Annotated in this window: 22 protein-coding genes, 2 pseudogenes and 3 riboswitches; of the genes and pseudogenes, 6 read left to right on the forward strand and 18 right to left on the reverse strand. The window is 62.6% G+C overall.

Annotated elements, in window-relative coordinates:
- Positions 1-126: 126 nt before the first annotated feature.
- From cobW to ACWPVA_RS07045, 8 genes are all read right to left on the reverse strand, one after another.
- Positions 127-1,200, reverse strand: a complete 1,074-nt coding sequence (gene cobW / locus ACWPVA_RS07010) for a cobalamin biosynthesis protein CobW (RefSeq protein ID WP_454286998.1) — start codon at positions 1,198-1,200, stop codon at positions 127-129.
- A 2-nt stretch (positions 1,201-1,202) separates the two neighbouring features.
- Entirely contained in the window at positions 1,203-1,724 is a 522-nt protein-coding gene (cobU, locus tag ACWPVA_RS07015) for a bifunctional adenosylcobinamide kinase/adenosylcobinamide-phosphate guanylyltransferase (RefSeq protein ID WP_454286999.1), read from the reverse strand.
- 233 nt (positions 1,725-1,957) lie between these two features.
- Positions 1,958-2,334, reverse strand: a riboswitch (cobalamin riboswitch).
- A 44-nt stretch (positions 2,335-2,378) separates the two neighbouring features.
- Positions 2,379-3,107 carry a hypothetical protein gene (locus ACWPVA_RS07020; RefSeq protein ID WP_454287000.1) on the reverse strand — a complete coding sequence of 243 codons (729 nt, stop codon included), beginning with the start codon at positions 3,105-3,107 and terminating at the stop codon, positions 2,379-2,381.
- A 63-nt stretch (positions 3,108-3,170) separates the two neighbouring features.
- Positions 3,171-3,962 (reverse strand): ATP12 family chaperone protein, encoded by a 792-nt coding sequence (locus tag ACWPVA_RS07025; protein WP_454287001.1) that lies wholly within the window; start codon positions 3,960-3,962, stop codon positions 3,171-3,173.
- 9 nt (positions 3,963-3,971) lie between these two features.
- Positions 3,972-4,625: an HAD-IA family hydrolase gene (locus tag ACWPVA_RS07030; protein ID WP_454287002.1), complete on the reverse strand. Its 654-nt coding sequence runs from the start codon at positions 4,623-4,625 to the stop codon at positions 3,972-3,974.
- Positions 4,622-5,614 (reverse strand): RluA family pseudouridine synthase, encoded by a 993-nt coding sequence (locus ACWPVA_RS07035; RefSeq protein ID WP_454287003.1) that lies wholly within the window; start codon positions 5,612-5,614, stop codon positions 4,622-4,624. Before ACWPVA_RS07035 ends, ACWPVA_RS07030 begins: the two co-directional genes overlap by 4 nt.
- A 98-nt stretch (positions 5,615-5,712) precedes the next feature.
- Positions 5,713-6,090: a fluoride efflux transporter CrcB gene (crcB, locus tag ACWPVA_RS07040; protein WP_454287004.1), complete on the reverse strand. Its 378-nt coding sequence runs from the start codon at positions 6,088-6,090 to the stop codon at positions 5,713-5,715.
- A gap of 74 nt (positions 6,091-6,164) precedes the next feature.
- On the reverse strand, positions 6,165-6,701 hold the full coding sequence (locus tag ACWPVA_RS07045; protein ID WP_454287005.1) for a flavodoxin domain-containing protein: 537 nt from the start codon (positions 6,699-6,701) through the stop codon (positions 6,165-6,167).
- 283 nt (positions 6,702-6,984) lie between these two features.
- On the opposite strand from ACWPVA_RS07045, the gene ACWPVA_RS07050 reads away from it, so the two are divergent.
- Complete coding sequence (locus tag ACWPVA_RS07050; RefSeq protein ID WP_454287006.1) at positions 6,985-7,260, forward strand: hypothetical protein; 276 nt, start codon at positions 6,985-6,987, stop codon at positions 7,258-7,260.
- Between the two features lie 86 nt (positions 7,261-7,346).
- Here ACWPVA_RS07050 and ACWPVA_RS07055 read toward each other — a convergent pair.
- Positions 7,347-7,739, reverse strand: a pseudogene (locus ACWPVA_RS07055) (copper chaperone PCu(A)C); the annotation flags it as partial.
- 221 nt (positions 7,740-7,960) lie between these two features.
- A complete protein-coding gene (locus tag ACWPVA_RS07060; protein ID WP_454287007.1) occupies positions 7,961-8,299 on the reverse strand; it encodes a hypothetical protein in 339 nt (112 codons plus the stop codon).
- Positions 8,300-8,581: 282 nt separating this feature from the next.
- Positions 8,582-8,670: riboswitch (glycine riboswitch) on the forward strand.
- A 2-nt stretch (positions 8,671-8,672) separates the two neighbouring features.
- A riboswitch (glycine riboswitch) is annotated at positions 8,673-8,755 on the forward strand.
- A gap of 64 nt (positions 8,756-8,819) precedes the next feature.
- Here ACWPVA_RS07060 and gcvT point away from each other — a divergent pair.
- The 5 genes and pseudogenes from gcvT to ACWPVA_RS07085 all read left to right on the forward strand — a co-directional run bounded on the left by gcvT (position 8,820) and on the right by ACWPVA_RS07085 (position 14,554).
- A pseudogene (gcvT, locus tag ACWPVA_RS07065) lies at positions 8,820-9,961 on the forward strand (glycine cleavage system aminomethyltransferase GcvT).
- Positions 9,962-10,075: 114 nt separating this feature from the next.
- Positions 10,076-10,438, forward strand: coding sequence for a glycine cleavage system protein GcvH (gene gcvH / locus ACWPVA_RS07070; RefSeq protein WP_454287008.1), 363 nt, complete (start codon positions 10,076-10,078; stop codon positions 10,436-10,438).
- Positions 10,435-13,299 (forward strand): aminomethyl-transferring glycine dehydrogenase, encoded by a 2,865-nt coding sequence (gcvP, locus tag ACWPVA_RS07075; RefSeq protein WP_454287009.1) that lies wholly within the window; start codon positions 10,435-10,437, stop codon positions 13,297-13,299. The genes gcvH and gcvP overlap by 4 nt, the downstream gene beginning before the upstream one ends.
- Positions 13,300-13,646: 347 nt before the next feature.
- Positions 13,647-13,955: a flagellar basal body protein gene (locus tag ACWPVA_RS07080; RefSeq protein ID WP_454287010.1), complete on the forward strand. Its 309-nt coding sequence runs from the start codon at positions 13,647-13,649 to the stop codon at positions 13,953-13,955.
- A gap of 224 nt (positions 13,956-14,179) precedes the next feature.
- On the forward strand, positions 14,180-14,554 hold the full coding sequence (locus tag ACWPVA_RS07085; RefSeq protein ID WP_454287011.1) for a tudor domain-containing protein: 375 nt from the start codon (positions 14,180-14,182) through the stop codon (positions 14,552-14,554).
- Positions 14,555-14,658: 104 nt separating this feature from the next.
- Here the strand turns inward: ACWPVA_RS07085 and ACWPVA_RS07090 are convergent, their stop codons facing one another.
- The 8 genes from ACWPVA_RS07090 to sufB form a co-directional block, all read right to left on the reverse strand.
- A complete protein-coding gene (locus ACWPVA_RS07090) occupies positions 14,659-15,306 on the reverse strand; it encodes a LysE family translocator (RefSeq protein ID WP_454289549.1) in 648 nt (215 codons plus the stop codon).
- Positions 15,307-15,309: 3 nt separating this feature from the next.
- A complete protein-coding gene (locus ACWPVA_RS07095; RefSeq protein WP_454287012.1) occupies positions 15,310-15,759 on the reverse strand; it encodes an Lrp/AsnC family transcriptional regulator in 450 nt (149 codons plus the stop codon).
- Between the two features lie 158 nt (positions 15,760-15,917).
- Positions 15,918-16,313, reverse strand: coding sequence for a Fe-S cluster assembly scaffold SufA (gene sufA / locus ACWPVA_RS07100; RefSeq protein ID WP_454287013.1), 396 nt, complete (start codon positions 16,311-16,313; stop codon positions 15,918-15,920).
- Positions 16,314-16,389: 76 nt separating this feature from the next.
- Complete coding sequence (locus ACWPVA_RS07105; protein WP_454287014.1) at positions 16,390-16,770, reverse strand: SUF system Fe-S cluster assembly protein; 381 nt, start codon at positions 16,768-16,770, stop codon at positions 16,390-16,392.
- 10 nt (positions 16,771-16,780) lie between these two features.
- Complete coding sequence (locus tag ACWPVA_RS07110) at positions 16,781-18,025, reverse strand: cysteine desulfurase (RefSeq protein ID WP_454287015.1); 1,245 nt, start codon at positions 18,023-18,025, stop codon at positions 16,781-16,783.
- Entirely contained in the window at positions 18,018-19,292 is a 1,275-nt protein-coding gene (gene sufD / locus ACWPVA_RS07115; protein WP_454287016.1) for a Fe-S cluster assembly protein SufD, read from the reverse strand. Before sufD ends, ACWPVA_RS07110 begins: the two co-directional genes overlap by 8 nt.
- 23 nt (positions 19,293-19,315) lie before the next feature.
- Entirely contained in the window at positions 19,316-20,071 is a 756-nt protein-coding gene (gene sufC, locus ACWPVA_RS07120) for a Fe-S cluster assembly ATPase SufC (protein ID WP_454287017.1), read from the reverse strand.
- 74 nt (positions 20,072-20,145) lie between these two features.
- Positions 20,146-21,615 carry a Fe-S cluster assembly protein SufB gene (gene sufB / locus ACWPVA_RS07125; protein ID WP_454287018.1) on the reverse strand — a complete coding sequence of 490 codons (1,470 nt, stop codon included), beginning with the start codon at positions 21,613-21,615 and terminating at the stop codon, positions 20,146-20,148.
- Between the last annotated feature and the right edge of the window lie 33 nt (positions 21,616-21,648).

The following is a 21,648-nucleotide window of genomic DNA, read 5'->3' on the forward strand; positions in this document are numbered from 1 at the left end:
GGAACTGACAGATGCGGGAAGTCCAGCCACCGTCGTTGCGGGTACCGCATGCCGATCTCCCCCCATGAGGGGGAGATCGGCAGGCCAGAGGGGGGTGAACCGCGCGCTCATACGCTTATTCAAACCTCAAGCCGCCTTCTCGACGGCTTCGACCACCGCGCCGAAATCCCAGTCGTGCAGGCCGATGACGACGAAGCGGGTTTCGCGGGTTTCGCCGGAGGCCCAGGGGCGGTCGAAATAGGTGTCGATGCGGGAACCGACCGCCTGGATGACGAGGCGCATCGGCTTGCCCGGCACGTCGATGAAACCCTTGAGACGCAGCACATCATGGGCTTCGATCACGCTCTTCAGTCGATCGACGAAGCCGGACGGATCGGTGATCGCGCCGAGCTTCATCACGAAGCTCTCGAATTCGTCGTGGTCGTGATGATGGTCATGGGCCTCGCCGCTTTCGTGCAGCGCCGCGTGCTCCATCTCGTGGTGCGACTTGCGGTTCTCGATATCGTCCTCGGTGCCCGCTCCGATGCCGAGCAGCACCAGCGCCGGCACGTCGCCGTTCCTCGCCTCGATCAGCGTCGGCTTGCGGTGGATGCGTTCGGCCACCTCGGCCCGCACCCTGGCGATGCCCTCGGCGTCGAGCAGGTCGGTCTTGTTGAGGATGATGAGGTCGGCGCAGGTCAGCTGATCCTCGAACAGTTCTTCCAGCGGGCTGTCGTGGTCGAGGCCTTCGTCCAGCGCGCGGGCGGCGTCCACCCTGTCGTGATCGTCGGCGAAGCGGCCGGCGGCAACGGCGGCGCTGTCGACCACGGTGATGACGCCGTCGACGGTGACGCGGGTGCGGATGTCCGGCCAGTTGAAGGCGGCGACCAGGGGTTGGGGAAGTGCCAGACCGGAGGTCTCGATGACGATGTGGTCGGGCTTCACGTCGCGTTCCAGCAGGCGCTGCATGGTCGGGATGAAATCGTCAGCGACGGTGCAGCAGATGCAGCCATTGGTCAGCTCGATGATGTCGTCCTCGGTGCAGTTGTCCGCGCCACAGCCCTTCAGCACATCGCCGTCGACGCCGAGATCGCCGAACTCGTTGATGATCAGCGCGATCTTCTTGCCGCCGGCATTCATCAGCAGATTGCGGATGATCGTGGTCTTGCCGGCGCCGAGAAAGCCGGTGATGACGGTCGCGGGGATCTTCTGTTGCAGCATGGTCAACCCTTCATTTTCAGCGGCAAGCCGGCCGCGACAAAATAGACTTCGGCGGCGCTGGCCGCGATTAGTTGGTGGAGTCGTCCGGCATGGTCGCGGAATTCGCGCGCCATGCGGTTTTCGGGCACGATGCCAAGCCCGACCTCGTTCGATACCAGGATCACCCTTGCCTTCAGCTGCGGGAGAAACGCGGCCAATTCGGCCGAGCGGGCCGCCACGTCATGGTTTTCCAGCATCAGGTTGGTGACCCACAGCGTCAGGCAGTCGACCAGCACGACGCGGGACGGATCATCGAGCTTCTTGAGTTGGCCGACCAGTTCGACCGGCTCCTCGTGGGTCGCCCAGCCATCGCCGCGATCGGCCCGGTGCCTGGCTATCCTGTCGCGCATTTCGTCGTCGAATGCGCGACCGGTCGCGACATAATGGAGGTCAGCCGCGCAATCGAGGGCAAGACCTTCGGCAAAGCGCGACTTGCCCGAACGGGCGCCGCCGAGAACGAGAATGGAAGAGGATTTGCCAGCCATGGCTCAGCACCTGCCGGCAGGAATAAGGAGAGTGCGGCAGCCATGGTGCGGCCGCAGGTTCCAGCCGCCGGACGCAGACAGGCGTTGCCCGACCGAGCTGCAGCGGACCTCGCTAAACGAGACCGCAAGATGTGCGCATTCACGGGATCCGGGGATCCCGTTCGTCGATAGTGTCGCCACGACAACCTCCGTGCTGGCAACAAGGGGAGCCTCCCCTTTACAAGGTGTGGGCTTGATGCCCGGCACGGTTGGCAGGTCTCCTGGCTCGCGGGTCGTGGTGCTCGATAAGCACCGGCGGATCTTCCTTGCCTTCCCGGAGGTGGATGCGACGCGAAAGGGAGGACGATTCGTAGATGATAGAGGCGTCCGGCCCCGGCTGATCGCGCAGCCCTCCAGTGGCTTTTCCGGCTCAGGCCTCGCCTTGGATCGTCCGCACCACGCGAACCGCCATCCTTCGTCGAGATCTGTGTCGAACGGAAGACCCTCGCCGCTCTACAGTCGCGGGGTCGGCTGCGATTGGCGGTCCCGGTCTGGATCCCCGCCGTCGCATTCCCTTTTGCTTTCCGAGCCCCCCTTAGGCAGATCGGAAACCATCCGTAGCATTTGAAATAGGTGGAAGGCCTGCCCAAGTCAATCGAAGCGAGCGCGAAGCTTTCACGGCTTCGGTGCTGAGCAGTCCTTGTTCTCGGTCGGATCGCAGGGGACGACTAGCGACGCGCCGCCGAGCTTGACCGCTCCGCGTGCGCCTTCCTCGATGTTCGTTTCGAACGCCTCGGCGGGCGGAGCAACCGCTGCCGGAAGCGTTGCGGTAGGCTCGGCTCTGGTTGCGGTCGCTGCCGTCGGCGCGACAACGGCCGGCGTCTCGGGCGCCAGAGCGGACTTCAGCCTGGTGGATTGCGTGCGCGGCGGCCGGACAACCTTGCGCAAGGATGGCGACGCCAACGAAAAGGCGAAGCGCACGCGGCTGGCGATCTCTTCGGCAAGCCGCTCCTCCGCAATACGCGGATCATTGGTCGGGTTGTGGACCAGGAAGCTGCCCGTTGCGACCGGGTCGCCCGTCTCCACCGAGGCGGCGGTCACCGAGAATCGGGCGGCCTGCAGATGCCGGCGCGCGTTGAAGCCGTACCTGAGCCTTTCGATCCGCACGAGAACGACCACCCGCTCGGCGCCAGCCGGCGGCCGTGTCGCCGCAATGGCAGCGGATACACGACGGTCCACACCGGCGACGATCCTCGTCGGTACGGTCGCATCGGCGATCACGGTGACGTCTCTCACGTTGTAGCTGAGCGGCCGGGTGATGGGCCGGCCGTTGATGAGACTGCAGGACGCCAAAGCACCGAGCAACAACAGCGCAAAGCCAAACTTGAAGAAGCGCGCAAACATGAGCAACCCCGGACGGATGATTCTAATCCGCCAAAGAGTCCCACCTTTATGGTTAGCGAAGCATTAATCCGTGACGCGCAGCGCCTCGAGCAGAGCCGCGGCCGCGGCCATTTCGGTGAAGCGCTTGGCGCGACGCGCTTGTGCCTCCAGATCCACACCCCAGTGCTCGTCCGTCCAGTCCTCGTCGAGGTGGGCGAGCGCCCAGACCTGATCGAGCGTAAGGTGGCGGTCCCGGAGCGCGAGCGTCAGCATCGCCGAACCGGTGAGGGTCGTCATCACATGCAGGCAGGATAGTGCGAGCGGCGACCGCTCCGCTTCCAGCGCCTTGGCGAAGGCGGCCACGGACTCCTCAGGCTGTTCCTGATGGATCACGCCCTCTATCAGGATGAAACGGGCGGAATGGTTTGCGGCCAACCAAGACAGCACCGGATCCCAGCGCTCGTGTTGACGCTCGACGAGTTCCTGCGGGCCATCTGCGCGATAACACAACAGGTCGCTGCCGCTGTAGCGCACGATGTCCTCGAACACCGCCTCGGCCTGATCGGCGACCGCATCGATCGCAGTATTGGCAATGCGCGTTGCCGGCATGCTTTCCGGATCGATTGTAGTGCCCTGGGCACGCCATTCGGCGGCCACGAACTCGCCTGCGGCGCGGGTCGGCAAAGCCAGCAGATTCTTGCCCGGAGTTTTGACGGCGCGCCCGTCGAGTTTCACGGCGAAGGCCTCGCCCTCCGGCTCAACCGTTACATCCGTGTAGAAGCGCTTGGCCTGCGGCCGCTTCATCTGGATCTGCGCCCGGCGCACCGGATCGGCATCGCTCTGCTCGGGGATGAAAACGCTCAACTCTTCGCGCATCGGTAAACCTCAGTGTATGTAATTCAGGATGTCCGCCGGCCGGTCGACGACCGCATCGGCACCAGCGGCCCACAATTCCTCGACGCTCGCATAGCCCCAGCATACGCCGATCGCCGTGGCGCCAGCCGCCTTGGCCATCTGCATGTCGTAGACCGCATCGCCAATGACAATCGTGTCGGCCGGTACGAAACCCGTCTGGTCGCAGCATTCGGTGACCATGGCCGGATGCGGCTTCGACGGACAGTCGTCCGCCGTGCGGGAAACGAAGAAATGGGACCCAAAGCCGTGGGTTTCAAGCACCATATCGAGGCCACGACGGGACTTGCCGGTGACGGCACCGATCAGCACGTCTTCGCGAGCCGATAGAGCCATGATCAGCTCGGTTATGCCGGGAAACAACGGCTCCTGGAAACCGACCTCACCGCGAACGTCGCCGAAAATCTCTTTGTAATAGGCCATCATCGCTACGGCTTCCGTGTCTGCATGCGGCTTGCCGTCCATGCGGGCGATCGCGATGTCGAGGGTCAGTCCTATGATCGCTTTGGTCGCCGCGATCGAAGGCTCGGCCTTGCCGAACTGGCGGAAGGTCCGGACCATCACCTCGTGAATCAAGGCGACGCTATCGACCAGGGTACCGTCACAATCGAAGAGGACGAGTTTCATTCCTCTTCCCTGTCGCCGTCCGCCTGGTCGAAGCCCAAAAGGTTCCACGACTGCACCATATGCGGCGACAGCGGCGCCGTGACCTTCAGGCGTCCCCCGTTCGGATGCGGTATGTCGATGCGACGCGCATGCAGGTGCAGCCGCTTCTGGACGCCGCCGGGGAAATCCCAGTTGTGGTCGTCGATGAAGTATTTCGGGTCGCCGATGATCGGATGGCCGATATGCAGTGCATGGATACGCAACTGATGGGTGCGGCCCGTGTAGGGCTCCATCTCCAGCCAGGCGAGGTTCTGTGCAGCAGTATCGATGACGCGGTAATAGGAAACAGCGTGATCGGCGCCATCCTCGCCGTGCTTGGCGACGCGCATGCGGTCGCCTTCGTCGGTCTGGTCCTTGACCAGCCAGGTCGATATCTTGTCCTCGTGCTTGCGCGGCACTCCCCTGACCAGCGCCCAGTAGGTCTTGTGGGTGTCGCGTTCGCGGAAGGCCGCGGTCAGCTTCTGCGCCGCACCGCGCGTGCGGGCAACCACCAGTACGCCGGAGGTGTCGCGGTCGAGCCGGTGCACAAGCCGTGGCTTCTCGCCCTTCTTGCTGGTCCAGGCCTCAAGCATCTTGTCTATGTGGCGGGTCAGACCGGAGCCGCCCTGCACGGCGAGTCCGGCCGGCTTGTTTAGCACGAACACCTTCTCGTCCTCATGCAGCAGCATGCGCGACAGAAGCTCGCCGTCCTCGGAATGCTTAAGGTCGTGCGAGCCGATCGGCCCGGACTTCACCTTCAGATCCACATCCAGGGGCGGCACGCGCACTACCTGCCCCGGCTGCACGCGGGCATCCGTCTTCACCCGGCCGCCATCGACTCGCACCTGACCGGAGCGCATCAGTTTCTGCAACTGGCCAAAGCCCAGGCCAGGGAAATGCACCTTGAACCAACGGTCCAGACGCATGCCCGCCTCGTCGGCCTCCACGGTGATATGTTCGATGCCTGCCATAGCCCATTCTTCCGGTCACTGCTGCGGAAAAGCCCGCAGATCTCGTCTTCAGCAGGGCTTTAGAGCATTTCGAACGAAGATGGAAACAGGAAAACCGGTCAGAGCAACGAACGCATCAGGCCGATACCGGCGAACGCCGCAGCAATCGTGGCAGCAATGCTGAGGATCAGGTAGGCCATCAGTGCAAGCGAGGCGCCTCGTTCGAAAAGCGTGACGGCATCGAGTGCAAAGGCAGAAAAGGTGGTGAAGCCGCCGAGAAAGCCGGTGATCAACAAGAGCCGTAATTCGGCGGAGGCACCGAAACGGGCGACGATCAGCTCGGCCAGCATGCCGATGGCAAAGGAACCGACGATATTGACTGTAACCGTGCCCCAGGGAAAGGACGGCCCCATCAAGCGCAACGCCCAAACGCCGACCAGATAGCGGCAAACCGAACCGACAGCGCCTCCAGCGGCCACGAGCAGGATCTGGGTCATGCTATCTCACTAGCCGTCGGGGCATTCAACGCCGTACAAAAGAAACCCGCCGGCCGGACCGGCGGGCGGTTCGGTCAGGCCTTGGCGGCAGCGACGAAGTCCTTTGTAAAGGTAGCGAGGGCCGCCCAGTCGGTAAATTCGTGGATCTGCTTGACGTCAGTCGGCGCACCCTCGCGTTCGGCGAGGCGCTTGGCCATCCAGCGCTTGAAGAAGTCGTATTCCGTATACCGAAGCGCGCCGGCGGCGTGATGAACCATGCCCGGCGTCCAGCCGGTCTGCGCCATCAGCGCGTCGGGGAAATGCATTGCTTCCTCGCGCTCTTCGGCAAACTCGCTGCGAATGAACAGCGAAACGGAAACGAAGGCGCTCGGCACTGATTTCAGCCAATCCCGCTCGCGTTCGACGAAATCGACGAATGGGGCCGGGTAGCGGCCGGCATGGATCGGGGCGCAAAGAATGACCGCCTGCGGATGGTCAACTCCATATTCCGCCCCTGTGACGACGTTGAACAGAATGGCGCGGTCACCACCCTTTTCGATCTGGGCGGCGACCGTCTCGGCGATCTTCTTCGATTGCCCCTCGATGCTCACATAGCCGACAAGAATGATCATGCTTCCCTCCCATCACAGCCCCTGTCGCCTGACTGGCGCGGGAGCCTAATTGTTGTCCGTCAAAATAATCGCGTGGACCGCAAATTCAGCTGGAAAATGACAGATTGCGCCGCAATTGCAAGCGGATCAAAGCCGTCTTGCGCCTCCTGCACGCAATAATTCAACATTGAACAATCCACTTATCGCTCAATCCAATTTTACTAAAATTCAAGCGCTCGATTTAAAGAAGCGGTGAGGCGCCTCGTGTAACGTTGTTCGATCGATAAACGAATTGGTGAAGCCTATGACCCAGGTCGTCACAGTCTCGGCCACGACGGCCTCCTATGCGATGGACACCGCGAAGACGCCACAGCGGACTTCGCGCAACTCCTTTGTTGAGGAGAACACCCGCCATCTCGCCGAGAAGGCCGCCGCCAGCGAAGACTTCCAGCTCAGGGCGCTCATCAGCGTCGTGCAGCCGCCGGCACTCGCACTCTACTTTCTGACCGCAAGCCCGACAACTCATGCGCAGGCCAGTCTCAAAGACACCCTCGAGGCCTACAAGAACTCGGCCGCCTGACGCATTTTCACAGACGACGCCCATGGGAATCAAAAAGGGCCGCGGCGAATGATAGCGCCGCGGCCCTTTCTGTAGTTCAACCTGGCTTACATGCCCTGGATAGGGCCGACCGGCAGGACGAGTTCGGCAGTGCCTGCCTTCTCGAAGGTGAGCGTCACAGATACCTGGCCGCCTTCGACAAAAGGCTCCTTCACATCCATGAACATCAGGTGCAGGCCGCCGGGCTTCAGCTCGACCGTCTCACCGGCCGGGACCGGGATCCCGTCCTTCAGCTGACGCATGGTCATGACATCATTGACGACGGCCATTTCGTGCAGTTCAACTCGACCCGATACCGGCAACTCGGCGGCGATCAGTACGTCATCGGTTGAACCGGCGTTCTTGATCGTGACAAATCCGCCGCCGACAGGCTGGCCCGGCAGCATGGCGCGAGTGTAGCCCGCTACGAGTTCAATGTCGCCCACCTTGACGACCTGCATCGTCCCGGGATTGGTGCCAACCATGCCCGTGCCATCCATCGCGCCATGGCCTTGCATCTGATGACCTTCCATCTGCGCGACAGCAGCCGAAGCAAAGAGGGTGACGAGGGTAAGAGTCCTGAATACGTTCATTTTAGTTCTCCAGCGGTGTCGGGCGTGGCATCCCACGACTACGAACTTCCGCGACCTACTTGATTTCACTTGAAGTCGACGTCTCGAAATCAGGCAAAGCCAGGGGGAGCACGCGCCCGCTGGCGCAGGGTGGTACGGCGTTCAGGGAGATTTTGCGGCTCTCGAAGCTGGTTCTCCAGCGAAGTGAAGCGGCTCAGAAGCCAGGCTCCGTCATCCGGCAGCGGCAAAAGCGCCGAGGAGGCCAGCAGACATACTTCGCAGAACTGGCGCACGAGCGGATGCTTGATCGCCTTATCACCGATGCACATGTCGGCATAGGTGCCGTCCGGCAACTGCAGCGACACCGTCGCATAAGCGGCGGCCATGACCTGCGGCGGCTTGTGGGCGAAGCCGAGCGACAATAGAGCGAACGCGCACAGCATGCGCAACAGTCCGCTCCCTGTCCACCTTGGCTTCGACATAGACATCCTCCACTCAGATCGCCTCATTAGCCGCTTCCAGCGGAGAATCAAAGCCCGTCTCGACGCTAAGGTAACTCTTAGCGGCACGCGGCACACCGTTCTTTGATCCTTCGCAAATGGCGCGCGCCTGCATCGGCCGTCGGCCGGCATGTCGCCGCTACTATACGAAAGACCACAGCTGGGGCGACAATTATTTGCCCGGCCACGACCTTTGCCTCTTGCCAAGCAAGCGTCCAGCCCGATAATGGCCGCATCCCTGCAGGGAGAAACCGGTTCACTCCGGTGCCGAAGGAGCAACCGCCCCGGAAACTCTCAGGCAAAAGGACCGCAGGGCGTCGATTTGAACTCTGGAGAGAGACCTTCCCCAATTGGAAGGTGCGCCGAAGGGATAACAATCTCAGGCAAACGGACAGAGGGGGCTCATGACACCGGCACATCCGTGCCACGACCTGAGCCTGCGCGCGAGCGCCAATGACGGAGACGCCCCTTGGATCAGTCCGCCGAACTGCAAAAAACTGCTCTTTACGACCTCCACATCGAACTCGGCGCCCGCATGGTACCATTTGCCGGTTATGACATGCCGGTCCAGTATCCGGCCGGCGTATTGAAGGAACACCTCCACACCCGCGCCAAGTGCGGCCTCTTCGACGTCTCGCACATGGGCCAGGTGGAGATTCGGGCGAAGTCGGGCACTTACGAGGATGCGGCGCTCGCGCTCGAAAGCCTGGTGCCGGTCGATATTCTCGGCCTCAAGGAAGGCCGCCAGCGTTACGGCTTCTTCACCGACGACAATGGCTGCATCCTCGATGACTTGATGCTCGCCAATCGCGGCGACCACCTGTTCGTCGTCGTCAATGCCGGCTGTAAGCAGGCCGACATCGCCTATATGCGGAAACACCTCTCCGATCGGGTCGACGTGACCTATCTCGAGGACCGGGCCCTCCTGGCGTTGCAGGGGCCGAAGGCCGAAAAGGTGCTGACCGAGCTTCTGGGCCGGTCTCTACGCCATGAAGTTCATGGACGTGCGCGAAGTGGCGCTCCACGACATCCCGGCGATCGTATCGCGCTCCGGCTATTCCGGCGAAGACGGCTTTGAGATCTCCGTGCCGGCGGACAAGGCCGAGGAGCTTCGCCCGGATCCTGCTCAACCATCCGGACTGCGAGGCGATCGGACTTGGTGCCCGCGATTCGCTTCGGCTGGAAGCGGGGTTGTGCCTCTACGGCAATGATATCGACACCACAACCTCGCCGATAGAGGCCGGCCTTGAATGGGCGATCCAGAAGGCCCGCCGCACCGGCGGCGCCCGCGTCGGCGGCTTTCCGGGTGCGGATCGCATCCTGTCCGAACTGGAGAACGGCACCAGCCGCCGCCGCGTCGGTCTGAAACCCGAGGGCAAGGCGCCGGTGCGCGGCCATGCCAGGCTCTACGCCGACGCCGAAGGCAAAACGGAACTTGGCGAAGTGACGTCCGGCGGATTCGGCCCGAGCGTCGAGGGACCCATCGCCATGGGCTACGTCCCCGCCACCCATAGCGAACCCGGCACGCAGATCTATGCGGAAGTGCGCGGCAAATACCTGCCCGTCACCGTCGCGGCCATGCCCTTCGTTGCCCCGACCTACAAGCGTTGAACCCATGACGAGACTCTCCCTCATCCGGCTTCCGCCACCTTCTCCCGGCATTGACGGGGAGAGGGTCAGCGTGAGGGGAAAATCGTTCGCACCACACCAAGAGAGGAACATCACATGCTGAAATTCACCGCCGAACACGAATGGTTGAAGCTCGAGGGCGACGTCGCGACCGTTGGCATCACCAGTCATGCCGCCGAGCAGCTCGGCGACCTGGTCTTCGTCGAACTGCCAGAAGTCGGCGCCGCCTTCGACAAGGGCGCGGATGCCGCGACCGTTGAATCGGTCAAGGCGGCATCGGAGGTTTATTGTCCGCTTGACGGCGAGATCACCGAGATCAACCAGGCGATCGTCGACGACCCGTCGCTGGTCAATTCCGATCCGCAGGGCGCCGGCTGGTTCTTCAAACTGAAGCTGAAGACGGTTGCCGATGCCGACGCCCTTCTCGACGAAGCCGCCTATAAAGAGCTGATCGCATGACCACACCAACCGAATTCCAGTTCACCGACTACCAGCCCTATGATTTCGCCAATCGCCGCCATATCGGCCCCTCGCCGGCCGAAATGGAGGAGATGCTGAAGATCGTCGGCTACAAGAACCTCGACGCGCTGATCGACGCCACCGTACCCTCGTCGATCCGCCAGGCTGTTCCCCTCACCTGGGAGGCCGCCATGACCGAGCGCGAGGCGCTCGACAAGCTGCGCGAGACCGCAAATAAGAACAAGGCGCTCGTCTCGCTGATCGGCCAGGGCTATTACGGCACGATCACGCCGCCGGTCATCCAGCGCAACATCCTGGAAAACCCCGCCTGGTACACGGCCTATACGCCCTACCAGCCGGAAATCTCCCAGGGCCGTCTCGAGGCGCTGCTCAACTACCAGACCATGGTTTGTGACCTGACCGGGCTCGACGTGGCCAACGCCTCGCTGCTCGATGAGGCGACGGCGGCCGCGGAAGCCATGGCGCTGGCCGAACGTGTTTCAAAGTCAAAGGCAAAGGCCTTCTTCGTCGACGAAGCCTGCCATCCGCAGACGATCGCCGTCATTCAGACCCGCGCCGAGCCGCTCGGCTGGCAGGTGATCGTGGGCAACCCGTTCACCGATCTCGACCCGGTCGACGTGTTCGGCGCGATCTTCCAGTATCCGGGCACGCATGGCCATATCCATGATTTCACCGGCCTGATCGCAAGGCTGCACCAGACCGGTGCGATCGCCGCGGTCGCCGCCGACATCCTGGCGCTGACGCTGCTCAAGTCACCCGGCGAAATGGGCGCCGACATTGCCATCGGCTCGACCCAGCGCTTCGGCGTGCCGGTCGGCTATGGCGGCCCGCACGCCGCCTATATGGCGGTCAAGGACGCCATCAAGCGCTCCATGCCCGGCCGCCTCGTCGGCGTCTCGGTCGATGCGCGCGGCAACCGCGCCTACCGCCTGAGCCTGCAGACCCGCGAGCAGCATATCCGCCGCGAAAAGGCCACGTCGAACATCTGCACCGCGCAGGTGCTGCTGGCCGTCATGGCCTCGATGTATGCCGTCTTCCATGGCCCCAAGGGCATCAAGGCGATCGCCCAGCAGGTTCACCAGAAGGCCGTGCTGATGGCCAAGGGCCTGGAAAAGCTCGGCTACACGGTGGAGCCGGAGACCTTCTTCGACACCATCACTGTCGAGGTCGGCCACATGCAGGGCCTGATCCTGCGGGCGGCCGTCGCCGAAGGCGTCAACCTGCGCAAGATCGGCGAAACACGGATCGGCATCAGCCTTGACGAACGCACCCGGCCGGCGACGCTCGAAGCCGTCTGGCGCGCCTTCGGCGGCGACTTTGCCGTTGCCGATTTCGAGACTGGCTACCGCCTTCCCAAGGGTCTGCTGCGCACCAGCGATTACCTGACGCATCCGATCTTCCACATGAACCGCGCCGAAAGCGAGATGACCCGCTACATCCGCCGGCTGTCCGACCGCGACCTCGCGCTCGACCGGGCTATGATCCCGCTCGGCTCCTGCACGATGAAGCTCAACGCGACGGCAGAAATGCTGCCGATCACCTGGCCGGAATTTTCCGAGATCCATCCCTTTGCCCCGACCGACCAGGCACTCGGCTACAAGGAAATGATCGACGACCTGTCGGAAAAGCTCTGCTCGGTGACCGGCTATGACGCGATCTCCATGCAGCCGAATTCCGGGGCGCAGGGGGAGTATGCGGGCCTTCTGACGATCCGCAACTACCACCTGTCGCGCGGCGATACGCATCGCACGATCTGCCTCATCCCGACCTCGGCGCACGGCACCAATCCGGCCTCTGCGCAGATGGCCGGAATGACCGTCGTGCCGGTCAAGGCGCGCGACAACGGCGACGTGGACCTCGACGATTTCCGCGCCAAGGCCGAGCAACATGCCGACACGCTGTCGTGCTGCATGGTCACCTACCCCTCGACGCATGGCGTGTTCGAGGAAACGGTGCGGGAGATCTGCGAGATCACCCACGCCCATGGCGGCCAGGTCTATCTCGACGGCGCCAACATGAACGCCATGGTCGGCCTTGCCCGCCCCGGCGACATAGGTTCCGACGTCTCCCATCTCAACCTGCACAAGACCTTCTGCATTCCGCATGGCGGCGGCGGCCCGGGCATGGGGCCGATCGGCGTCAAGGCGCATCTGGCAGCCTTCCTGCCGGGTCATGTGGCCACCGATGGCCGTCCGGGTGCCGTCTCTGCGGCCCCCTATGGCTCGCCGTCGATCCTGCCGATCAGTTGGTCCTACTGCCTGATGATGGGCGGCGAAGGCCTGACGCAGGCGACCAAGGTGGCGATCCTCAACGCCAACTACATCGCCGCACGCCTGACCGGCGCCTATGAAGTGCTCTACAAGTCGGAGGCCGGCCGCGTTGCGCATGAGTGCATCATCGACACCCGACCGCTTGCCGAAAGCTCGGGCGTCACCGTCGACGATGTGGCGAAGCGCCTGATCGACTGCGGCTTCCATGCGCCCACCATGAGCTGGCCGGTCGCCGGCACGCTGATGATCGAGCCGACGGAGTCGGAGACCAAGGCCGAGATCGACCGTTTCTGTGATGCCATGCTGGCGATCCGCGAGGAAGCCCGCGACATCGAGGAAGGCCGCATGGACAAGACCGACAACCCGCTGAAGAACGCCCCCCACACGGTGGAGGACCTGGTCGGCGAGTGGACGCGTCCCTACACGCGCGAGCAGGCATGCTTCCCGCCCGGCGCGTTCCGGGTCGACAAATACTGGTCCTCGGTGAACCGCGTCGACAATGTCTACGGCGACCGTAACCTGGTGTGCACTTGCCCGCCGATGAGCGAGTACGCCGAGGCGGCTGAATAAGGCCGAACCAAGAACAGCATGACGAAGAAGGCCCGCCCGACAAGGCGGGCCTTCTGCATTTGGCAATAGCACGGCTATGAAGCGGTTTTCCGGGGACAGGCAATCGCCCGGCTAAAGCCCAATGACTACAGGCATAAATCGTATTAATTAGCTAATTAGGCGATCAGCTAATTCCTTTTTATTGCCTTGCTTCTCTACCGGATGAGAGATCGTCCCGTTCCGGTACATAAGGCCGACAAAGCGACGAAATCCGTCAACTCTGCCCCTTCAAGCTTTGCTAATCTGGGCTGTCTAGGGTGCCACGAGATTAAACGGTAAGGGGCAGAGCATTGGGAATCTCCGCGATAATGGGCATTGCCATCTCCGGCATGCAGGCGCAGACGACGCGGCTTTCGACCAGCGCCAACAATGTGGCGAACGCCCTGACGCCGGGCTATGACCGCGCCGTCACCTCGCTTTCCACTCGCGTAGATGGCGGCGCCTCGGCATCCGTCTCCCCCTCGGGAGAAGCCACCTTGCCGGGAGGCCCCAATGTCGACATGGCGAGCGAAATGCTCGATGCGATCGGCGCCGAATTGTCGTTCAAGGCCAATGCCTCCGTGTTCGAGACCGGCGCGGACATGTGGGACGTGCTGATGCGCATCAAGCGCGATTGATCAATAGATGGGCTGACTGCGGGCTACAAAAGCCGGGCCCGGTTCCGACCATTCTGGCGTCCTTCCCGCCGCCGCTAGCCGGATTGCCTAAACGCAAATCCGCGCACCCAAAATAGTCCAACGCCGGTCTGAAGCGCTTTCTATAACAGAAAAGCCAGCGCGTTCTGGCATCCCTGAATTCCGTTGAATCAGGCGATCAAACTGGACATTTGAAAGGGAGTTTTATGCGCTTCAAAACTGTACTGACCCTTGCAGCCATGCTCTCCACGATCGGGGGCGCGGGGACAATGGCGCAAACGCAGGGAGACTGGGTGCTTGGCAATTACAAGGGTGCCGGCTACTGGTTCCCGGGCGTTGCCGAAAAGGTCAGCAACGGCAAGGTGACCATTCGCTACGACGACGGTGACCGTGAAACGGTCGCCATCGGGGATGTGCGTCCGTATGACTGGATGATCGGGATGAAAGTCGAATGCAATTTCAAGGGCCAGGGCGACTGGTATACCGGCACGATCGCGTCTCTCGCAGGGGAAAAGATCGGCATCGCGTATGATGATGGCGACAAGGAAACGACCAGAACCGGCCGCTGCCGCTCGCGTTGAGTTCATTCTTCATCCGTGTCGGCGACCCAATCACGCCGACACGGATGAAAGACCCGCGCTGGGGCTCAGCCGATCGGCCTTCAAAGATCTCTTCCGCGCCTTGGTCAGGCGCCCAGAACAGCCGTTGACGCGACCAGCGCGACAAATCCCATGGCAATCGCCACAATGCCGAAGCCGATCAGCACCACACCGGAGATCCGCGACACCCAGAGGGCAAAGCTCTCCGGCAGGCGGTGATGCAGCAGGGCCACCGTGCCGCTGAGGAAGACCCACCAGAGCATGGAGCCGGCAAAGACGCCGGCGACGAGCGATCCCGCCGACCAGCCGTCGCCCTGCGACGCCAAACCCAGCCCTGCGAAGATCGCAGCAAAGGAGAGGATGGTGGCCGGATTGGTGATGGTCAGCAGGAAGGTAGCACCCGTGGTGCTGAGGAGATCGCGCGCGCCCACCCTGGCGGCGGTTGCCGGCGGTTTTGGCTGAAAGCTCTTCCAGCCCAGCCAGAGAAGGAAGAGGCCGCCGAAGATCTGCAGTGGCACCGATATCGTGTCGAGCAGGACGGCGAAGGCGGCAAAGCCGGCGGCGGCCATCAGCGCATAGGCGCCGTCGGCGAGCGCGGTTCCAAGGCCGCCCGCGACACCCGCCCAGAAACCACGCTCCAGCGTGCGTGAAATGCAGAGCGCGCCGATGGGTCCGAGCGGCGCGGCGATGGCGAGCCCGAGCAGGATGCCCTTGCCGAACAGAAGAAGGCTCAACATTCAAACCTCCGCCGGGGTGAAACCGCGCTCGACGGCGGTCGACAGCGCGATCATGGTTTCGCTGCGGGCGTGGAAGCGCCGTGCCTTCAGTTCAGCGAGGAAGGCCTCGACGCCGGCGAGATCGGCCAAGCGGACCTTGAGCAGATAGGACCAGCCTCCCGTTACGTGATGGCATTCCGCAACGGAAGGATGCGCGGCGACGAAGGCCTTGAAGGCCTCCTCGCCGGCATCGTAGTCGAGCCCGATGAGGACGAATGCGGTGACCGCAAGGCCGAGCGCCTTGTGATCGGCATCTACGGTGAAGCGCTTGATCGCGCCCGAGGCGGTCAGACGCCGGATCCGTTCATTGACGGCCGAGGGGGATAGGCCCACAGCCTCGCCGATATCGGCGAGCGAACGGCGGGCGTCTTCGGCGAGCAAAGCGGTGATTTTCCTGTCTACAATATCCATTTCCGCAATATATGCGAAATTGTACGTAACTTCAACATATTTTGCACAATTCCGTGCCAGCGCCGCATTTCCCGCGGCACCTACGTCTGATCGCCGCACAATAAAAGGCCCGGTCGGTAACCGGGCCATTTTCAGACGATTCTCGATTTGCGGATCCCCTAGCCGGCGACAGGCGCATCTTCATGCTTCCGGCGAGCCAGTTCGGCCAGATCGGCCGCCTTCAGCTCAACCAATTCGCCACAACCGCAGGCCGACGTCTGGTTGGGGTTGGTGAAGGTGAAGCCCGATCGCAGGGTGGTCGTCTCGAAATCCATCTGCGTGCCGAGCAGGTAGAGTACCGCCGAGGGCTCGACCCAGACGCTGGCGCCTTCGCGTTCGATCAGGTCGTCCTTCGGATTGGGTTCGCGCACGAGGTCGATGGTATACTCCATCCCGGCGCAACCGCCCTTCTTGATCCCGACGCGGATGCCCTTGGCGCCCGGGCCGGAATTTTCGACGATCGCGCGGACGCGGGCTGCTGCCGCATCCGTCATGGTCATCACCTGAAAGCCCATCTCGTTCTCCTGTCACGACCGGGTTCAAGGCCCGGCGCTTCGAGTCATCCAAATGTAGTGGGCGACCTGGCTTCTATCAATACCAGCCGATGGCGACCTGGGCTTCTTCCGACATGCGGTCCGGCGTCCATGGCGGATCGAAGGTCATCTCGACCTCGACGCCGGAGACACCCTCCACGGCGCTGACCGCATTCTCTACCCAGCCCGGCATCTCGCCGGCCACCGGGCAGCCGGGCGCCGTCAGCGTCATCATGATCTTGACCATGCGGTCGTCGTCAATGTCGATCTTGTAGATCAGCCCGAGTTCGAAGATGTCGGCCGGGATTTCAGGATCGTAGACGGTCTTCAGCGCGGCGACGATGTCGTCGGAAAGACGCGCAATCTCGTCTTGCGGAATGGTCGACTGGACAATGCCTTCACGGACATCCGGCTTCTGTTCGCTTCCGTTGACGCTCATCGACGTATCCTCATGCGAAGAAGGTGCGGGCATGATCGAGCGCATCTGCAAGCGCATCGACTTCCGCACGAGTGTTATAGAGACCGAAGGAGGCCCGGCAGGTCGAGGTGACCCCGAAACGGGCAAGCAACGGCTGGGCGCAATGGGTACCGGCACGCACGGCGACGCCGCGACGGTCGATCAGCATCGACACGTCATGGGCATGGATGCCGCCGAGCTCGAAGGAGAAGATCGCCCCCTTGCCCGGCGCATTGCCGATGATCCGCAGCGAATTGATCGCCGAGAGCCGTTCATGGGCATAGGCGCGAAGGCTCTCCTCGTGGGCGGCGATCGCCTCGCGACCGAGGCCTTCGATATAGTCTAGCGCATGGCCGAGGCCGATCGCCTGGACGATCGGTGGGGTGCCTGCCTCGAAGCGGTGCGGCGGATCGTTGTAGGTAACGGTGTCTTCGGTGACCTCGACGATCATCTCGCCGCCGCCCATGAAGGGCTGCATGTCCTTCAGCCGGTCCATCTTGCCGTAGAGCACGCCGATGCCCGACGGGCCGTAGAGCTTGTGGCCGGTGATCGCATACCAGTCGCAATCGAGATCCTGGACGTCCACCGGCATGTGGACCGCGCCCTGGGAACCATCGACCATCACCGGAATACCGCGTGCATGGGCGATGCGGCAGACCTCCTTGATCGGCACGACCGTGCCGAGCGCGTTGGACATGTGGGTGATGGCCACGAGCTTGGTGCGCTCGGTCAGGCATTTCTCGAAGGCTTCGAGGTCGAAGGCACCATCGTCGGTGACCGGTGCCCAGACGAGCTTCGCCCCCTTGCGCTCGCGCAGGAAATGCCACGGCACGATATTGGAATGGTGCTCCATGATCGACAGGACGATCTCGTCGCCTTCGCCGATATGGGTCATGCCCCAGCCATAGGCGACCGTGTTGATCGCCTCGGTCGAGGACTTGGTGAAGACCAGTTCGTCGATCGAGCCGGCATTGAGGAAACGACGCACTTTTTCCCGCGCGCCTTCATAGGCGTCCGTCGCGGCGTTCGACAGGAAGTGCAGGCCGCGATGGACGTTGGCATATTCGCTGGAATAGGCGTGGCTGATGGCGTCGATCACCTGTCGCGGCTTCTGCGCCGAGGCGGCGTTGTCGAGATAGACGAGCGGCTTGCCGTACACTTCGCGCGACAGGATCGGGAAGTCGCGGCGCACCGCCGCGACGTCATAACCGACCTGTGCGGGGAGATGATCAGCCATGATTGTCCAACCAGTCGGTGATGATGCCCTCCAGCGCCTCGACCAGCGCCTCGTCTTCCAGCTCCTCGACCACCTCCGCCACGAAGGCGTTGATCAGCAGGCCGCGCGCCTTCTTTTCCGGAATGCCGCGCGCCATCAGGTAATAGAGGTGGTTGTGATCGATGTCGGTGACCGTCGCGCCATGGGCGCACTGCACGTCGTCGGCAAAGATCTCGAGTTCGGGCTTCACCGAAAACTCGCCGTCATCCGACATCAGCAGCGTGTTGCAGGCCATGCGGGCATCGGTCTTCTGGGCGTCCGGAGCGACCCTGATCATGCCCTGGAACACGCCCTTGGCGCGATCGAACACGACGCTGCGGACGATTTCCGTCGATGTGGTGTTCGGCACGTCGTGGCCGAGCGTCATGGTGAGGTCGGTATGGGTCTCGCCACCGAGCAGATTGACAGCGCGCAGCTTGAAGTCCGAGCCTTCGCCTGCGGTGCGCAGATGGACTTCCTGGCGCACCAGCTTGCCGCCGGCATTGACGACGAACAGACGGAACTGGGCATTGGCGCCGAGTTCGACCTTGATCTGGCCGAGATGGGTGTCGTCCCGGCCTTCCGTCTGCAGGATGATCCAGGTGACGTCCGCGCCGTCGTCGATCTTCAGATCGGTGACGCTGGAGACAAGGGCCGCCCCTGCCCCGTTGCTCAGATGGCGCTCGATCACCATCGCGCGGCTTTCCTTGCCGAAGCGGCAAGGGAAACGGACGTGGACGGGGCCGGTCGCGTGAACGTTCTGCAGTTCAATTGGTGCTTCGATCCGGGCACCGGCTTCGATGCGCAGTTCAATGCCGTCGCGCACGAAACTGCCGTTCAGCCGGCCGATCGTATCGTCGCCATCACGGGCGGATAGCGTGCCGACAGCGGCGCCGCTGGCAAGGCCGTCGCCATAGGAGGTCGCCTGGACGCCGTCCGGCAAGGAGCCAAGTTTGGCTTGGCCCTGCAGTATAGGCATCACCGTCGCTCCAGCAACGATCGGCTCGACCGCCTTGACGATCGCCGAGGGATCGATGGCAGGCACGCCGCGCATCAGCGCCTTGAGGTCCGTATAGTGCCATGCCTCGATGCGGCGGGTCGGCAGGCCGGCCCGCTTCAGTTCGTCGAACAGGCGGTCACGGGCGACCAGCACGTCGCCATCGCCCGGCAGCCCGCCGATCTGGCTCGTATACGCATCGATAAGCTGGGTTTCGGCAACCGTCAGTCGGTTGGCAGCTTGCAATGTCATCGTCGGAACTCCCTCCCCGCCCCTCAGGCCGCTTCGCCGATGATGTCGGCGTAGCCGTTGGCTTCGAGTTCGAGCGCCAGGCTCTTGTCGCCGGTCTTGATGATCTGGCCCTTGTAGAGCACGTGGACTGTATCCGGCACGATGTAGTCGAGCAGGCGCTGGTAATGGGTGATGACGATCACGGCGCGGTCCGGCGACTTCAGCGCGTTGACGCCGTCGGCGACGATTCTCAGCGCGTCGATGTCGAGGCCCGAATCGGTTTCGTCGAGCACGCAGAGCTTCGGCTCGAGCAGCGCCATCTGCAGGATTTCGGCACGCTTCTTCTCGCCGCCGGAGAAGCCGACGTTCAATGGGCGCTTCAGCATGTCCATGTTGATCTGCAACTCGCCGGCCGCCTGCTTGACGCGGCGGATGAAGTCCGGCGTCGTCAGTTCCGCTTCGCCGCGGGCCTTGCGCTGCTCGTTCATCGCCACCTTCAGGAACTGCATGGTGGCGACGCCGGGAATCTCGACCGGGTATTGGAAGGCGAGGAAGATACCCTTGGCGGCGCGCTCGGCTGCGTCGAGCTCCAGAATGCTCTCGCCGTTGTAGAGGATGTCGCCCTCGGTGACTTCATAGTCCTCACGACCGGACAGGATGTAGGACAAGGTCGACTTGCCCGAGCCGTTCGGACCCATGATGGCAGCCACTTCGCCGGCCTTGACCGTCAGGTTCAGGCCGCGGATGATCTCGGTGCCGTCTTCGGCGATGCGAGCATGGAGGTTTCTGATTTCAAGCATGTTCAAATCCTTCCGGACGAATAAGAGCGGCGCCTAGCGCCAAGAAACGGTTGCGGAGCGTGGTCGGCCGGCAATCAGCCGACCGAACCCTCAAGGCTGATGCCGATCAGCTTCTGCGCCTCGACTGCAAATTCCATGGGCAGTTCCTGGATGACCTCGCGGACGAAGCCGTTCACGATCAGCGCGATCGCCGCCTCCTGCGGAATGCCGCGCTGCAGGCAGTAGAACAGCTGATCCTCGGAGATCTTCGAGGTGGTCGCCTCGTGCTCGAACTGCGCCGTCGAGTTCTTCGCCTCGATATAGGGCACCGTATGGGCGCCGCATTTGTTACCGATCAGGAGACTATCGCACTGGGTGAAGTTGCGGGCATTCTCCGCCTTTCGGTGGGCCGAAACCTGGCCGCGATAGGTGTTGTTGGAGAAGCCGGCGGAAATGCCCTTGGAGATGATGCGACTCGACGTGTTCTTGCCGAGATGGATCATCTTGGTGCCCGAGTCGATCTGCTGGTGGCCATTCGATACGGCGATCGAGTAGAACTCGCCGCGCGAACCGTCGCCGCGCAGGATGCAGGACGGGTATTTCCAGGTGATCGCCGAACCGGTCTCGACCTGGGTCCAGGAGATCTTGGAGTTCTTGCCGCGGCAGTCGCCACGCTTGGTGACGAAGTTGTAGATGCCGCCCTTGCCTTCCTTGTCGCCCGGATACCAGTTCTGGACGGTGGAATACTTGATCTCGGCATCGTCCAGCGCCACCAGTTCGACCACAGCGGCGTGCAACTGATTCTCGTCGCGCTGCGGCGCGGTGCAGCCTTCGAGATAGGAGACGTAAGCCCCTTCCTCGGCGATGATCAGCGTGCGCTCGAACTGGCCGGTGTTCTTCTCGTTGATACGGAAATAGGTCGACAGTTCCATCGGGCAGCGAACGCCCTTCGGCACGAAGACGAAGGAACCGTCGGTGAAGACCGCGGTGTTGAGCGTCGCATAGTAGTTATCGGTCACCGGCACGACCGTGCCGAGGTACTTCTGCACCAGCTCGGGATGCTCCCGGATCGCTTCCGAGATCGACATGAAGATCACACCGGCCTTCTTCAGCTCTTCTTTAAAGGTGGTGACGACCGACACGCTGTCGAAAACTGCGTCAACGGCGATCTTGGAGGTCTGAACGCCGGCCAGCATTTCCTGTTCGCGCAAGGGAATGCCGAGCTTTTCGTAGACCTTCAGCAGCTCCGGATCGACATCATCGATCGAGGTCGGGCCGGCCGTGCTCTTCGGCGCGGCATAATAATAAAGGTCGTTGAAATCGATCTTCGGATAATTGACGCGCGCCCAGGTCGGCTCTTCCATCGTGAGCCAACGCTTATAGGCGTCGAGGCGCCAGGCAAGCATCCATTCCGGTTCGTTCTTCTTGGCGGAAATGAATCGGATGATATCTTCCGACAGGCCCTTGGGGGCCTTGTCGACTTCGATCATCGTCTCGAAACCGTATTTGTACTGGTCGACATCGATCTGGCGGACCTGATCGATTGTTTCCTGCACGGCAGCCATTCGCGTTCTCCAATCTTGCCGGATCAAAGGCCG

Source organism: Rhizobium arsenicireducens (assembly GCF_964021225.1).

What these genes read in the sequence shown, in the direction of transcription:
- ACWPVA_RS07050 (WP_454287006.1), top strand. Translation starts at nt 6,985, where the DNA reads ATGACCCAGGTCGTCACAGTCTCGGCCACGACGGCCTCCTATGCGATG.
- ACWPVA_RS07030 (WP_454287002.1), bottom strand. Translation starts at nt 4,625, where the DNA reads ATGAAACTCGTCCTCTTCGATTGTGACGGTACCCTGGTCGATAGCGTC.
- sufD (WP_454287016.1), bottom strand. Translation starts at nt 19,292, where the DNA reads ATGACATTGCAAGCTGCCAACCGACTGACGGTTGCCGAAACCCAGCTT.
- crcB (WP_454287004.1), bottom strand. Translation starts at nt 6,090, where the DNA reads ATGACCCAGATCCTGCTCGTGGCCGCTGGAGGCGCTGTCGGTTCGGTT.
- gcvH (WP_454287008.1), top strand. Translation starts at nt 10,076, where the DNA reads ATGCTGAAATTCACCGCCGAACACGAATGGTTGAAGCTCGAGGGCGAC.
- ACWPVA_RS07105 (WP_454287014.1), bottom strand. Translation starts at nt 16,770, where the DNA reads ATGAGCGTCAACGGAAGCGAACAGAAGCCGGATGTCCGTGAAGGCATT.
- sufA (WP_454287013.1), bottom strand. Translation starts at nt 16,313, where the DNA reads ATGGGCTTTCAGGTGATGACCATGACGGATGCGGCAGCAGCCCGCGTC.
- ACWPVA_RS07095 (WP_454287012.1), bottom strand. Translation starts at nt 15,759, where the DNA reads ATGGATATTGTAGACAGGAAAATCACCGCTTTGCTCGCCGAAGACGCC.
- ACWPVA_RS07085 (WP_454287011.1), top strand. Translation starts at nt 14,180, where the DNA reads ATGCGCTTCAAAACTGTACTGACCCTTGCAGCCATGCTCTCCACGATC.
- ACWPVA_RS07025 (WP_454287001.1), bottom strand. Translation starts at nt 3,962, where the DNA reads ATGCGCGAAGAGTTGAGCGTTTTCATCCCCGAGCAGAGCGATGCCGAT.
- ACWPVA_RS07035 (WP_454287003.1), bottom strand. Translation starts at nt 5,614, where the DNA reads ATGGCAGGCATCGAACATATCACCGTGGAGGCCGACGAGGCGGGCATG.
- gcvP (WP_454287009.1), top strand. Translation starts at nt 10,435, where the DNA reads ATGACCACACCAACCGAATTCCAGTTCACCGACTACCAGCCCTATGAT.
- ACWPVA_RS07020 (WP_454287000.1), bottom strand. Translation starts at nt 3,107, where the DNA reads ATGTTTGCGCGCTTCTTCAAGTTTGGCTTTGCGCTGTTGTTGCTCGGT.
- cobW (WP_454286998.1), bottom strand. Translation starts at nt 1,200, where the DNA reads ATGCTGCAACAGAAGATCCCCGCGACCGTCATCACCGGCTTTCTCGGC.
- ACWPVA_RS07045 (WP_454287005.1), bottom strand. Translation starts at nt 6,701, where the DNA reads ATGATCATTCTTGTCGGCTATGTGAGCATCGAGGGGCAATCGAAGAAG.
- ACWPVA_RS07080 (WP_454287010.1), top strand. Translation starts at nt 13,647, where the DNA reads ATGGGCATTGCCATCTCCGGCATGCAGGCGCAGACGACGCGGCTTTCG.
- ACWPVA_RS07110 (WP_454287015.1), bottom strand. Translation starts at nt 18,025, where the DNA reads ATGGCTGATCATCTCCCCGCACAGGTCGGTTATGACGTCGCGGCGGTG.
- sufC (WP_454287017.1), bottom strand. Translation starts at nt 20,071, where the DNA reads ATGCTTGAAATCAGAAACCTCCATGCTCGCATCGCCGAAGACGGCACC.
- cobU (WP_454286999.1), bottom strand. Translation starts at nt 1,724, where the DNA reads ATGGCTGGCAAATCCTCTTCCATTCTCGTTCTCGGCGGCGCCCGTTCG.
- sufB (WP_454287018.1), bottom strand. Translation starts at nt 21,615, where the DNA reads ATGGCTGCCGTGCAGGAAACAATCGATCAGGTCCGCCAGATCGATGTC.